Below are 12,375 nucleotides of genomic sequence, written 5' to 3'. Positions count from 1 at the left end.
CTCAGTGGCCCCGTTCAGGCAGGTCGCTGGTGAAGAGTTCGTCTTCCTGGACGTCGCCGGGGATCGCATGTTCCTCGGCGGCCCAGGCCCCCAGGTCGATCAGTTTGCAGCGCTCGCTGCAGAAGGGCCGGCTGGGGCTCTGCGGGCCCCACTCGACGGGGGCGCCACAGGTGGGGCATTCGACTGTCATGGGCTGGCTCATGCTTGGCCTCCGCGCAGGGTCAGGTAGAAAGCGTGCAGGCGCTCGACTTCGCGCTGCAGCCATTCGAGGTCACGGTCATTGACCAGGACGTCATCCGCCGCTTCCAGACGCTTTTCGCGGCTGGCCTGGGCCTTGAGGATGGCGCCGACCTGCTCTTCGGACACCTTGTCCCGGGCCATGGTGCGCTGGATCTGCACCGCTTCCGGAGCATCGACCACCAGCACGCGCTGGGTCATGCGGTGCTGGCCGGATTCGATCAGCAGCGGCGAAACAAGGATGGCGTAGGGCGACTGGGCGCTGGCCAGGTCGCGGACGATTTCTTCGCCTATCAGCGGGTGCAGCAGGTTTTCCAGCCAGCGGCGCTCTTCCGGGTGCTCGAAGATGCGTTGGCGCAAGGTGGCACGATCGAGCTGGCCGTCGGCCTGCAGTACATCGCGGCCGAAGTGCTCGGTGATCTGCGTGAGGGCAGGGCGGCCGGGCTCGACCACCCAGCGCGCCGCATGATCGGCGTCCACCAGGTGCACGCCGAGGTTGCCGAAGTGGGTGGCGACAGCGCTCTTGCCGCTGCCAATGCCGCCCGTAAGGCCAAGGATCCAGGGTTTGTTCATCAGAAACCGGCGAAGTGGAGATAGGTCCCGGTTATTTGATCACCCCAGAGCAATGCAATCCAGCCGGCAATCGCCAGGTAGGGGCCGAAGGGGATGGGCGTGCTGCTGTCCGCGTCGCGCAGCTTGAGGATGATGATCCCCAGTATCGCGCCCACCAGGGACGACAGCAGGATGGTCAGCGGCAGCACCTGCCAGCCGCCCCAGGCACCGAGCATCGCCAGCAACTTGAAGTCGCCATAGCCCATGCCTTCCTTGCCGGTCACCAGCTTGAACACCCAATACACCGACCACAGGCTGAGATAGCCCGCCACCGCGCCCCAGAGCGCATCGCCGGGCGTGGCGAACATGCCCTGGTTGTTGAGGATCAGGCCGAGCCACAGCAGCGGCAGTACCAGGGAATCCGGCAGCAACTGGTGGTCGACGTCGATCATGCTCATCGCCAGCAGGCCCCAGGTCAGCACCAGGAACGCCCCGGCCTGCCAGGTAAAGCCGAAATGCCAGGCCACATAGGCCGACAACAGGCCGCAGGTCAGCTCCACCAGCGGGTAGCGCTTCTTGATCGGCGCCTTGCACGACGAGCACTTGCCACCCAAGGCCAGCCAGCTGACCACGGGAATATTCTCCCAGGCCTTGATCTCGTGGCTGCAATGAGGGCAACGCGAGTTCGGCAGGATCAGGTTGAAGGTATCGCCCTTGGGCTCTGCCGGCAGCTCCAGCGCCTCCCGTGCCTGCGCCTTCCAGTCACGGAACATCATCACCGGCAGGCGGTAGATAACGACGTTGAGGAAGCTGCCGACGAGAAGGCCGAGGAGGAAGATGCAGAAAACAAAGGCCGGCAAATTGCCGGCCAAAAATTCAACGAGGGGCATGTATCAGACCACGGAACCGAGTTGGAAGATGGGCAGGTACATGGCGATGATCAAACCGCCCACCAGGACACCGAGGACCGCCATGATCATGGGTTCCATCAGGGCCGTAAGACCGTCTACGGCGTTGTCTACTTCCTGCTCATAATATGTTGCGACCTTGTCCAGCATCAGGTCCAGCGAGCCTGACTCCTCACCAATTGCAGTCATCTGAATGGCCATGCTTGGGAATACGCCGGTGGTACGCATGGAGAAGTTCAGCTGCATGCCGGACGAGACGTCTTGCTTGATTCTGGCAACGGCATTCTTGAATACGATATTGCCAGTAGCGCCAGCCACTGAGTCAAGGGCATCCACCAGCGGAACGCCTGCGGCGAATGTGGTGGCGAGTGTTCGGGCGAAACGTGCAACTACGGCTTTGTAGAGGATGTCGCCCACAATGGGGAGCTTGAGGACGAACTTGTCCAGCCAGTTGCGAAACCCTTCTGAGCGTTGATGAGCCTGCTTGAATCCTATGACGATCCCGATGAAGGCGAAAATTACGATGTACCACCACTCTTGCAGGGCCTCGGATAGACCTATGACCATTAGAGTAAAGGCAGGAAGCTCGGCACCGAAGTTTGCGAAAACAGACTGGAACTGCGGAACAACTTTAATAAGCAGAATGGCAGAGACTATAACCGCGACCAACACTACAGCGATTGGGTAGTTCATCGCCTTCTTGATCTTGGATTTCAGTGCCTCGGTCTTTTCCTTATAGGTGGCCACTCGATCAAGCAGCGTTTCAAGTGCGCCTGATTGTTCGCCCGAATCAACCAAGTTGCAGTATAGGTCATCGAAATAAAGAGGCCTCTTGCGCAGGGAGGCGGCGAAGCTATTACCCGCTGCGACATCCTGCTTGACGTCGTCGACCAGCTTGCGCATGTTCTGGTTGTCGAACCCCTCGCCAATGATGTCGAAAGACTGCAAGAGGGGAACACCGGACTTCATCATGGTGGCCATCTGGCGAGTGAAAAGTGCGATATCCAGGGGCTTGATCTTTTTTCCCGAGCCAAAGAGCGATACTGCCTTCTTTCGTACTTTGAGCGGGTTAATGCCTTGCTTGCGCAGCTGGGCTTTGACCAGCGAGGGGTTGATACCGCTGAGCTCACCGGTGACCTTGGTTCCTTTCTTATCGGTGCCTTCCCATTTGAAGACACTCGTTTTTACTGCTTTTTCCGCCATGGATTAGTCCTTGGTCACGCGGTTGACTTCCTCGAGGCTGGTGACGCCTTGCATTGCCTTCAGTAGGCCCGAGGTGCGCAGATCGTTGAAGCCATCTTTGCGCATCTGCGCGGCGATATCGATGGAGTTGCCTTCCTCCATGATAATGCGTTGCAGAGAGGACGTGTTTTTAACTACTTCATAAATACCGACCCTGCCCTTGTAGCCACCCTTGCAGTTTTCGCAGCCAGTGGGGGCGAAGATCTTGAACGTGCCGATCTTGTCCTCGGGGAACCCTTCTTTCAGCAGCGTATCGCGAGGGACTTCCACCTCTTTCTTGCAGCTGTTGCACAGCTTGCGAGCAAGGCGCTGGGCAATGATCAGGTTGACGGAGGTGGCGATGTTGAACGCTGGCACCCCCATGTTGCGCAGTCGGGTAAGGGTTTCGGCAGCACTGTTGGTGTGTAGGGTCGACATCACCATGTGGCCGGTCTGGGCGGCCTTGATGGCGATCTCGGCGGTTTCCAGGTCGCGGATCTCGCCGACCATGATCACATCAGGGTCCTGACGCAAGAACGCCCGCAGCGCCTGGGCGAAATCCATGCCCTGCTTGGGATTGACGTTGACCTGGTTGATCCCCTCCAGGTTGATTTCCACCGGGTCTTCCGCCGTGGAGATGTTGATATCGACCGTATTCAGGATGTTCAGGCCGGTATAGAGCGACACCGTCTTGCCCGAACCGGTCGGCCCTGTTACCAGGATCATGCCCTGGGGTTGCTTCAGTGCGCTCAGGTAAAGCTCCTTCTGGCGCTCTTCATACCCCAACGCATCAATACCCATCTGGGCGCTCGAAGGATCCAGGATCCGCATGACGATCTTCTCGCCCCACAGGGTGGGAAGCGAGTTGACGCGGAAGTCGATGGACTTGGTCTTGGATATCTTCATCTTGATCCGGCCGTCCTGGGGCTTGCGGCGCTCGGAGATGTCGAGTGCGGCCATGACCTTCAGGCGGGCCGAAATTCGGCTGGCAAGCTGGATGGGCGGGCGGGCCACCTCATGGAGGATGCCGTCGGTACGCAGGCGTACCCGGTAGCTTTTTTCATAAGGTTCGAAATGGAGGTCGGATGAGCCTCCCTTGATGGCATCCAGCAGCATCTTGTTGACGAAGCGCACCACGGGGGCGTCGTCGGCGTCCGTTCCGCCATCGGAGCTTTGCTTGTCATCATCGACGGCTTCAACGTCCAGGCCATCAAGGTCGACGTCGGCCAGGTCCTCCATGCCGGAAGCGTCGCCTTCGAAGAACTTGTCGAGGGCGGCACCGAGCTTGTCGTCTTCGACGAGTATCGCTTCGGTGGTCAGGCCGGTGCTGAACTGTATGTCAGTAGTCGCCTGGTGGTTCGTTGGATCGGAGACCGCAATGAACAGCTTGTTGCCACGTCGCCAGAGGGGCAGGGCGCGGTGTTGGCGCAGGAGCTTCTCTGCCACAAGGTCTTTCGGCTGAGAGTCCTTGTCGATGCTTGCCAAGTCCATGAAGGCAATGCCGAACTGCTCCGCAGCCAGTTCGGCCAGGTCGCGACTCTTCAGTAGCTTGTTCTGAGCGAGGTAGGTAACGAGGGAGATTTTGTTGCGCTGGGCCTGGATAAATGCGCTTTGCGCGGCTTTTTCGTCCAGCAGGTTGGCGTGTACCAACTGCCGAGCCAAGCCTGAAAGTGTGGGCGATTCGCTCATGGTGAAGTCTTCGTAAAAATGAAAGGTTTATAGCCTAGATGGAGGGGCCTGCCAAATTGAAACCTGAGGCATGACGCTTTTTGTCAGTTAGTTGCCGATAGAGTCTGTGGCCTTGTGTCGTGGTTGCACTGGCATGCTGCATCTGGTGCCTTTTCAGAGTTGGCACGGCAAATGCTTTCTCTGGTTTCAGGTCACTCGACCTTCGAACATTCTTGGAGAAACATATGAAGGCTCAAAAAGGCTTTACCCTTATCGAACTGATGATCGTTGTTGCGATCATCGGTATTCTGGCCGCTGTCGCTCTGCCGGCCTACCAGGACTACACCGCTCGCGCCAAGGTTTCTGAAGTGGTGCTCGCTGCTTCCTCCTGCCGTGCTGCTATCTCTGAAGCTTCGCAGACTGGCCTTTCTTCTGCACCTAGCGTTAACGATTCCTTTGGTTGCGGCGAGACCGGCTCTGCTGTATCGCAATACGTGAAAGAGATCCACACCTCCACTGCTGGCGTGATCAACATCACTGCTCAGAATATTAGCCAACTGGGCACTACCAAGGTTGTACTGACCCTGACTCCCTACAGCGATGCTGATGCGAAAACCCCATCTGCTGCCGCCGACTTCGCTTCTGTTAGCCTGAAGCCCGTTCGTGCATGGAAGTGCACTGGCGGTGGTACCACTGGTATCGAGGCCAAGTACCTGCCGGCTAGCTGCCGCTAACTCGGGCTTGATCTAAAGATGCCCTGCCATTTGGCGGGGCATTTTTTTATGTTTTTTATGGAGGAATACGGTGGTTAGTCGTTCGGCTACTTGGGCAGCAGCAGCGGCGATATTGCTCATGCTGATGGGATGGTTATTGCCCAACCATTACTCGCCGTGGTTGACGGCTTACCAGGATTTTTCCAGCTTCGCTGCACTTATAGTGTTATCTGTCTTCCTGTTGATCAGGCGCGATGCGGTCGCAGTCCCAAAGTACGTTCTTCCGATTGCCTTGGTTGCTTTCTTGCCACTGTTGCAGCTCGGTGGAAGAGGTTATTTCTCTGGAGACGCCTGGATTACCTTCTTTTATCTGCTTGGTTTCGGCTGGAGCCTGATCGTGGGCTTCAATCTTGGCTTCCGTGAAGGCCACTCAACTCGCTTCTTCGTTTATGGGGCCTGGTGTCTTTTGTTGGGGGCGGTCCTCTCGGGGCTTATTGCGCTGGGACAATGGCTAGAGGTCACGGGAAGCATCTGGTTTGTCGATATGAAGCCAGGCGGTCGTCCTTTTGCCAATTTCGGGCAACCTAACAACCTGGCTTTGCTGTTGATGCTGGGGTTGGTTGCAGCATGGTACTTGTTCGAAGCTCGGGTCGTTGGGCGGTATTTTTCCGCTTTTGTTTCGGTTCTTCTCCTTTTCGCTATTGCTTTGACGCAGTCTCGTACTCCCTGGGTGTTTGCTGCTGCAGCTATCGTATTCTGGGCTTGGAAGTCCCGCTACGTTGGACGGCTCACGATTGGCCGCCTGATGATGTGGGTTGCCCTCTATATCGTATTCGTCTTTGGGCTGCCCTATATCTCTGATTTTCTTCTTCTTCCCGATATCGACCCCTTGAAGCGTGCGGCGGCACTTGAGCGGCTGGGCATGTGGTCACAGCTTTTCCATGCCGTCATCAATGGGCCATTGTCGGGATTCGGGTGGAATCAGGTGAGTGTGGCGCAGGTCAGCGTCACGCTTGCTTATCCGCTGGCTCTGCCTACGGAGCATAGCCATAACGTTCTTCTGGATATTCTGGTCTGGAATGGTCCGGTAGTGGGTGCGGTGCTAATAGCCTTGTTGATGAGTGGGCTTGCCTGGCTAGGAGTCAGGGCCCGTCGGATCGAGGGGGTCTTGGGGCTGCTGGCATGCGGAGCCTTGATTACCCATGGAATGCTGGAGTACCCACTGGATTACGGATTCTTCCTGCTTCCCCTTGGCCTTATCCTGGGTGGTGTGAGTGCAGATTGCCTGGCCCGTTCTTCATTTCATATGCCGAAATGGTTGTTGGCGGGAGGGATAGCTGTAGGAGGCATCATCTGGGGGCTGGTATGGAATGAGTACCGGGCTATCGAGGACAGCTATCGCCAGATACGCTTCGAGAGCGCACGATTGGCGCAGTCTCAGGGCGCTATCGCCACACCCGAGGTATTCATTCTGACCCAGCTCAGGGAATACCTGCGTTTCGCTCGGACGTACCCGCACCCGGATATGTCGGACGAGGAACTGGAATGGATGAGGAAGGTTGCCTATCGCTACCCTTATCCTTCGAGTATTTATCGCTATGCGCTGGCGTCTGGCCTGAATGGCAAGACTGAGCAGGCCAAGGATCATCTGCGCATCCTCCAATTGCTCCACGGCAATGTTCAGTATCGCGAGGGGCTTGGCGTGATGAGGGGGCTGGTCGCTACTTACCCTCAATTGGGGGATGTCGTGTCCGGCATGCCCGACTAGTTTGCCCTGCACTTGAGTCGGTTCCGCTTTGTAAGTACCTTATGCCCGCCGCCGGTGTAGCTCAGTAGGTAGAGCAGCGCACTCGTAACGCGAAGGTCGCAGGTTCGATTCCTGTCTCCGGCACCAGCTCAAACGAAAAGCCCCGCTTCTGCGGGGCTTTTTGTTGGGCGCTATATAAAGGAGAGGGTCAGATGCTCAGGCGCATCGACAGGTCCACGGCCCTGACGTCCTTGGTCAGGGTGCCGATGGAGATGTAGTCGACGCCGGTCTCGGCGATGGTGCGCAGGGTCGTGTCGTTGATGCCGCCGGAGGCTTCGAGCTTGGCGCGGCCGGCGGTGAGGGTGACGGCGGTGCGCATGTCGTCGAGGCTGAGTTCGTCGAGCATGACGATATCGGCGCCGGCGGCCAGGGCCTGGTTCAGCTCGTCGAGACTTTCCACTTCGATCTCCACCGGCTTGCCGGGGGCGATGCGGTGGGCGGTGGCGATGGCTTCGGCGATGCCGCCGCAGGCGGCGATGTGGTTTTCCTTGATCAGGAAGGCGTCGTACAGGCCGATGCGGTGGTTATGGCCGCCGCCGCAGGTGACCGCGTATTTCTGTGCCAGGCGCAGGCCGGGCAGGGTCTTGCGGGTGTCGAGCAGTTTCACCTGGGTGCCTTGCACCAGCTCCACATAGTGGGCCACGCGGGTGGCGACGCCGGAGAGGCATTGGAGGAAGTTCAGCGCGCTGCGCTCGCCGCTGAGCAGTGCGCGGGCGGGGCCTTCGAGGTGGAACAGCGGCTGGTTGGGCTGCACCTTGTCGCCGTCGGCTACCTGCCAGTGCACCGCTACGCGCGGGTCGAGCCGGCGGAACACCGCGTCGACCCACGCTGTCCCAGCAATCACGGCGGCCTCGCGGGTGATGATGGTGGCGTGTGCCAGGCGCTCTTCGGGGATGAGCTGGGCGGTGATGTCGCCGCTGCCGATGTCTTCGGTCAGGGCTCGGCGGACGTTGGCTTCGATTTCCGCGCTCAGGTCGGCGAGTTTCAGGTTGGGCATGGGAGGCTCCGTGCAGAATGGCGCGATTATAAAGGCAGGCGACCGCTGGTACAGCGCCGGTGGCAACTGTCTTGAGCTTTCTGCTAGATATTCAAGGGATGGGCCGGTCTGTCAGAGGTCGGCCCACAAAGGGTTGGGACATCTGTGACGTATTTCATGTCTGTAGGAAATCTCCCCTTGGTTGCGACGAGAGTATCCCTATAATGATTCTGACTTTCTCTATTTGACGCCAGAAGCTTGACGTTAGGGATAACTCCCCGTTTATAGCTGTGCAGCCAGCGAAGCCCACTAGATCGGACGCTGGTTGCGGGAGATTCGCTATGCAGACCGACGCGAACGTGGTGCCCCTGAACAAGGGCGCCTCCGAGCAATCGCCAACTTCGCCGGTAGGAAGGCTGCCCGTGGCACTTATTCAGGTGCGCGACAAGGCTGCACAACAGCTGAAGCAAGCGCTGCAGGCGCTGTTCGACAACGCGGACGACACCCTCTTCCAGATGGCCGACCGTGCGACCAGCAACGCCGAGCAGAACGCCTTCTTCGAGGCGATGCGCGACTTGCGCCTCAAGCGCAAGAGCATCGAGCGCGGCTTCCTGCAAAAAGTGTTCGAGACCTTCGCCAACCTCAACCAGTACGAGATCGGCAAGGCGCCGGTGCTGGATGCGGTGTCGTTCGAAAGCCTGAGCCTGGTGCAGAACGACGAGCTGGAAGAGTCCGTCGCCTTGGATGCCATGGTCGCCAAGGTGATGAGCCGTGACGGCGTCGCCCTCGGCCACCTGACCACCCGCCTCAATACCCTGGTCACCAAGAAGATCGAGGACAAGAGCAATCCGCTCGGCCCGCGCGCCCTGTGCGAAGCCTTCCTCGACGCCTGCCGCAGCCTGGGCGTGGAGATCAAGGTCAAGCTGATCATTTTCAAACTGTTCGAGAAATACGTTCTCAGCGACCTCGACCAGCTCTACGCCGAATCCAACCTGGCGCTGATCACCGCCGGGGTGCTTCCCGAACTCAAGTCCGCGCCGCCGGCCCGTCGTCCCCAGGGGCGTACCCCGGGTGCCGCCCGCTCTGCTCAGGCTGCCGCAGGCGGCGAGGCAATGGGCGATGGCGCCTACGCCGACGAGGGCGTGCAGGAAGTCTTCGGCGCATTGCAGGAGTTGCTGTCCCAGGTCCGTGGCTCCGGCGGCGGTGTGGGAATGGGCATGGGCGGCCAGCGCCGCGAGATGCCCGCCGATGCGGTGCCCATCACCAGCAACGACCTGATGCGCCTGCTCTCGCACCTGCAGCAGCACCTGCCCGTGCAGAACGCCGGCGATGTCGACCTGCGCTTCCAGCTCGACAACCTGCTCACCCGCGCCAGCGCCAAGAGTGGCAAGTCCCGTGTCGTGGGCCAGGTGGATGACGACGTCATCAACCTGGTGTCGATGCTCTTCGAGTTCATCCTCGACGACCGCTCCCTGCCGGATTCGCTCAAGGCCCTGATCGGCCGTCTGCAGATCCCGATGCTCAAGGTCGCGGTGCTGGACAAGACCTTCTTCAGCCGCGGCAGCCACCCGGCGCGTCGCCTGCTCAACGAAATCGCCTCGGCGGCCATGGGCTGGAACGAGCAGGACGATGTCCAGCGCGATGCCCTCTACCAGCGCATCGAACAGGTAGTGCTGCGCCTGCTGAACGATTTCGTCGACGACCCGACCATCTTCTCCGACCTGCTGTCCGACTTCCTCGCCTACACCGGCGACGAGCGCCGCCGCAGCGACCTGCTGGAGCAGCGCACCCGCGACGCCGAGGAGGGCCGTGCCAAGGCCGAACTGGCCCGCCAGCAGGTCGAGCAGGCCCTGAACGAGCGCCTGCTGGGCCGCACCCTGCCCGAAGTGGTGGTGCGCCTGCTGCAGGAAGCCTGGAGCAAGGTCATGCTGCTGACCTGCCTCAAGCACGGTGTCGACTCCGAGGAATGGCAGGCCACCCTGTCGACCATGGACGACCTGATCTGGAGCGTGGAATCCCACGAAGCGCCCGAGGCGCGTATGCGCCTGTTGGAGCTGGTACCGGGGCTGCTCAAGGCCCTGCGCGAGGGGCTGACCAGCGCTGCCTTCGATCCCTTCTCCACCAGTGAATTCTTCAGTCAGCTGGAAACCCTGCACGTGCAGGCCTTCCAGCGCTTCAAGCGCGTCGAGCCGGAGCCGGTCAGCGTGCCGGCGGCCACCGAAGGCGAGGGCGAGAGCCTGACCGCGGAAGTCGAAATGCCCCTGCTCGATCTGCCCGCCGACCTGGAAGTGGGCATGCCCGCCGAAGCGCCGACGATGGTCGAGGTGGTCGAGGAAATCGTCCTGCTCGCCCCCGGCGAAACCCGTGCGCCCGAGCCCGATGCCGCCCTGCCGGATGACGACGAGGCGCTGGGTCACGTCGACAACCTGCGCGTCGGCAGCTGGGTCGAGTTCCAGGAAGACGAAGAGCACAAGGTGCGTTGCAAGCTGGCTGCGATCATCAAGCCCACCGGCAAGTACATCTTCGTCAACCGCACCGGCATGAAGGTGCTGGAAAAGACCCGCATGGGCCTGGCCGTGGAGTTCCGCCGCCAAGCCATCCGCCTGCTGGACGATGCCCTGCTGTTCGACCGTGCGCTGGAATCGGTCATCGGCAACCTGCGCCGCCTCAAGGGCGCCTGAGTCATCGCTCCCTCCACGACGCCCGGCTTGCCGGGCGTCGTCGTTTTCGGGCCTTGGCCCTGGGCGCGGCCTGCTCTAGAGTGTCCGCCAACCAAGGAGCCCTTCATGCAGCCGGACCCCTCAACAGGTTGGTGCCAAGGCGCCCGCCACTGCCCCTCGCCGAATTTCAATGCCCGCCCGGAGGGGGAAATCTCCCTGCTGGTGATCCACAACATCAGCCTGCCGCCCGGGCAGTTCGGCACCGGCAAGGTCCAGCAGTTCTTCCAGAACCGCCTGGATGCCGACGAGCATCCCTATTTCGCCGATATCGCCGCCATGCAGGTCTCGGCGCATTTCCTCATCGAGCGCGACGGTGCCGTCACCCAGTTCGTCTCCTGCCTGGAGCGCGCCTGGCACGCCGGCAAGTCCTTCTTCGACGGCCGTGAGAACTGCAATGACTTCTCCCTCGGCATCGAACTGGAAGGCACTGATGACCAGGCCTATTCCGATGTCCAGTACGCCGTGCTCGGCCAGCTCGCTCGCGGCCTGCTGCGCGCCTACCCCGGCATCACCCCGGCGCGCATCCAGGGGCACAGCGACATCGCCCCCGGGCGCAAGACCGATCCCGGCCCCGCATTCGATTGGGCGCGATTCCGCGCCAGCCTGCTCGACAAGGAGGTACACCCATGAGTTTCCTGGTTCTCCTGCTGGTGCTGTGGGTGGAGAAGTTCTCCAGCCTGCGCCAGCGCATCCAGCAGGACGGGCCCTGGCTCCGCCAATTGGTCCGTCTCTCCGCCAACCCGCGCCTGGCTGGTCGCCCCTGGGCGGTGCTGGGTCTGCTGGTGGTGCTGCCGCTGGTGCTCCTGACGTTGGTGCTGATGGCCCTGCAGCCCCTGGCCTATGGCTGGCTGGCCCTGCCGCTGCACCTGTTGGTGGTGATCTACGCCCTGGGGCGTGGCGATGTGCAGGCGGACCTCGGCTCCTTCCGCGATGCCTGGCGCCGGGGCGACGTACAGGGCGCCTACCACGTCGCCGAGCGTGACCTCGGCCTGGAAGTGGAGGAGGGCGACGACCTGCTGCTGCGGGTCCAGGGCCACCTCGTGTGGCAGGCCTATCAAAGCTTCTTCGCGGTGATCTTCTGGTACTTCCTGCTCGGCCCGGTGGCTGCCCTGGCCTATCGCCTCCTGGCGCTGGCCGCCGACCACGCCGAAGAGCCGGCCCTGCGTGAGCGGGCCGCGCAGATGCGCCACGCCTTCGACTGGCTGCCGGTACGGGTACTGGCCGCAAGCTTTTCGCTGGTGGGAAACTTCGTCGCGGTCAGCCGCGTGCTGCTGCACGAGCTGTTGAACTGGGATATCGCTGCCGAGCGCTTCGTGGTCATCGCCGGGCGTGCTGCCGGTGAGCTGCCGGATGACACGGCCGGCGAGGCGGGCGTGGCCAGCCTGGACGCGCTCTGGCATCTGCTGGTGCGCGCCGCCGTGCTCTGGTACGCGGGCTTCGCGGTCTGGACCCTGCTGTTCTGACGGATGGCCGGCGGTGCAATGCCGCCGGCCCGCCGCTACCTTTTCCGCTCCTGCTCACGGTGCTTTCTTAACCTTAAGTTACAGAAACTTCCGCCGATATCAGGTACACA

Annotated in this window: 11 protein-coding genes and 1 tRNA gene; 6 read left to right on the top strand and 6 right to left on the bottom strand. The window is 61.0% G+C overall.

The genetic code is table 11. The annotated features are described in order from the left end of the window. Position 1: 1 nt before the first annotated feature. From yacG to pilB, 5 genes are read right to left on the bottom strand one after another with little or no spacing between them, the layout of a single operon-like run. Entirely contained in the window at positions 2 to 202 is a 201-nt protein-coding gene (yacG, locus tag OEJ36_RS04940) for a DNA gyrase inhibitor YacG (RefSeq protein WP_021221832.1), read from the bottom strand. Then, on the bottom strand, positions 199 to 810 hold the full coding sequence (gene coaE, locus OEJ36_RS04935) for a dephospho-CoA kinase (protein WP_263400586.1): 612 nt from the start codon (positions 808 to 810) through the stop codon (positions 199 to 201). Before coaE ends, yacG begins: the two co-directional genes overlap by 4 nt. Further along, positions 810 to 1,679, bottom strand: coding sequence for a prepilin peptidase (locus OEJ36_RS04930; protein WP_263400585.1), 870 nt, complete (start codon positions 1,677 to 1,679; stop codon positions 810 to 812). Before OEJ36_RS04930 ends, coaE begins: the two co-directional genes overlap by 1 nt. Before the next feature lie 3 nt (positions 1,680 to 1,682). Then, positions 1,683 to 2,900, bottom strand: coding sequence for a type II secretion system F family protein (locus OEJ36_RS04925; protein ID WP_263400584.1), 1,218 nt, complete (start codon positions 2,898 to 2,900; stop codon positions 1,683 to 1,685). Between the two features lie 3 nt (positions 2,901 to 2,903). Continuing rightward, a complete protein-coding gene (gene pilB, locus OEJ36_RS04920) occupies positions 2,904 to 4,607 on the bottom strand; it encodes a type IV-A pilus assembly ATPase PilB (RefSeq protein ID WP_263400583.1) in 1,704 nt (567 codons plus the stop codon). Between the two features lie 224 nt (positions 4,608 to 4,831). Here pilB and OEJ36_RS04915 point away from each other — a divergent pair, with 224 nt between their 5' ends. The 3 genes from OEJ36_RS04915 to OEJ36_RS04905 all read left to right on the top strand — a co-directional run bounded on the left by OEJ36_RS04915 (position 4,832) and on the right by OEJ36_RS04905 (position 7,193). Next, positions 4,832 to 5,320 carry a pilin gene (locus tag OEJ36_RS04915; RefSeq protein ID WP_263400582.1) on the top strand — a complete coding sequence of 163 codons (489 nt, stop codon included), beginning with the start codon at positions 4,832 to 4,834 and terminating at the stop codon, positions 5,318 to 5,320. A 70-nt stretch (positions 5,321 to 5,390) separates the two neighbouring features. Continuing rightward, positions 5,391 to 7,067: a PglL family O-oligosaccharyltransferase gene (locus OEJ36_RS04910; protein ID WP_263400581.1), complete on the top strand. Its 1,677-nt coding sequence runs from the start codon at positions 5,391 to 5,393 to the stop codon at positions 7,065 to 7,067. A gap of 50 nt (positions 7,068 to 7,117) precedes the next feature. Next, positions 7,118 to 7,193 (top strand) — tRNA-Thr (locus tag OEJ36_RS04905). A gap of 61 nt (positions 7,194 to 7,254) precedes the next feature. On the opposite strand, the gene nadC is transcribed toward OEJ36_RS04905, so the two are convergent. Continuing rightward, positions 7,255 to 8,103: a carboxylating nicotinate-nucleotide diphosphorylase gene (gene nadC, locus OEJ36_RS04900; RefSeq protein WP_263400580.1), complete on the bottom strand. Its 849-nt coding sequence runs from the start codon at positions 8,101 to 8,103 to the stop codon at positions 7,255 to 7,257. A 320-nt stretch (positions 8,104 to 8,423) separates the two neighbouring features. On the opposite strand from nadC, the gene OEJ36_RS04895 reads away from it, so the two are divergent. The 3 genes from OEJ36_RS04895 (at position 8,424) to ampE (ending at position 12,265) form a co-directional block, all read left to right on the top strand. After that, positions 8,424 to 10,763, top strand: coding sequence for a DUF1631 domain-containing protein (locus OEJ36_RS04895; RefSeq protein ID WP_021221841.1), 2,340 nt, complete (start codon positions 8,424 to 8,426; stop codon positions 10,761 to 10,763). Positions 10,764 to 10,868: 105 nt separating this feature from the next. Beyond that, on the top strand, positions 10,869 to 11,432 hold the full coding sequence (gene ampD / locus OEJ36_RS04890) for a 1,6-anhydro-N-acetylmuramyl-L-alanine amidase AmpD (protein WP_263400579.1): 564 nt from the start codon (positions 10,869 to 10,871) through the stop codon (positions 11,430 to 11,432). After that, positions 11,429 to 12,265, top strand: a complete 837-nt coding sequence (gene ampE / locus OEJ36_RS04885) for a regulatory signaling modulator protein AmpE (RefSeq protein WP_263400578.1) — start codon at positions 11,429 to 11,431, stop codon at positions 12,263 to 12,265. The genes ampD and ampE overlap by 4 nt, the downstream gene beginning before the upstream one ends. The last annotated feature ends 110 nt before the right edge of the window (positions 12,266 to 12,375 follow it).

The sequence above is a fragment of the Pseudomonas sp. PDM13 genome (assembly GCF_025685765.1).
Lineage (GTDB): Bacteria > Pseudomonadota > Gammaproteobacteria > Pseudomonadales > Pseudomonadaceae > Metapseudomonas > Metapseudomonas solani.
The sequence above is the reverse complement of the archived record's forward strand: the minus strand, read 5'-3'. Positions and strand labels throughout refer to the sequence as shown.

Bases quoted from the DNA above. Each gene is read 5' to 3' on its own strand.
- yacG (WP_021221832.1), bottom strand. From the start codon at position 202: ATGAGCCAGCCCATGACAGTCGAATGCCCCACCTGTGGCGCCCCCGTC.
- coaE (WP_263400586.1), bottom strand. From the start codon at position 810: ATGAACAAACCCTGGATCCTTGGCCTTACGGGCGGCATTGGCAGCGGC.
- OEJ36_RS04930 (WP_263400585.1), bottom strand. From the start codon at position 1,679: ATGCCCCTCGTTGAATTTTTGGCCGGCAATTTGCCGGCCTTTGTTTTC.
- OEJ36_RS04925 (WP_263400584.1), bottom strand. From the start codon at position 2,900: ATGGCGGAAAAAGCAGTAAAAACGAGTGTCTTCAAATGGGAAGGCACC.
- pilB (WP_263400583.1), bottom strand. From the start codon at position 4,607: ATGAGCGAATCGCCCACACTTTCAGGCTTGGCTCGGCAGTTGGTACAC.
- OEJ36_RS04915 (WP_263400582.1), top strand. From the start codon at position 4,832: ATGAAGGCTCAAAAAGGCTTTACCCTTATCGAACTGATGATCGTTGTT.
- nadC (WP_263400580.1), bottom strand. From the start codon at position 8,103: ATGCCCAACCTGAAACTCGCCGACCTGAGCGCGGAAATCGAAGCCAAC.
- OEJ36_RS04895 (WP_021221841.1), top strand. From the start codon at position 8,424: ATGCAGACCGACGCGAACGTGGTGCCCCTGAACAAGGGCGCCTCCGAG.
- ampD (WP_263400579.1), top strand. From the start codon at position 10,869: ATGCAGCCGGACCCCTCAACAGGTTGGTGCCAAGGCGCCCGCCACTGC.
- ampE (WP_263400578.1), top strand. From the start codon at position 11,429: ATGAGTTTCCTGGTTCTCCTGCTGGTGCTGTGGGTGGAGAAGTTCTCC.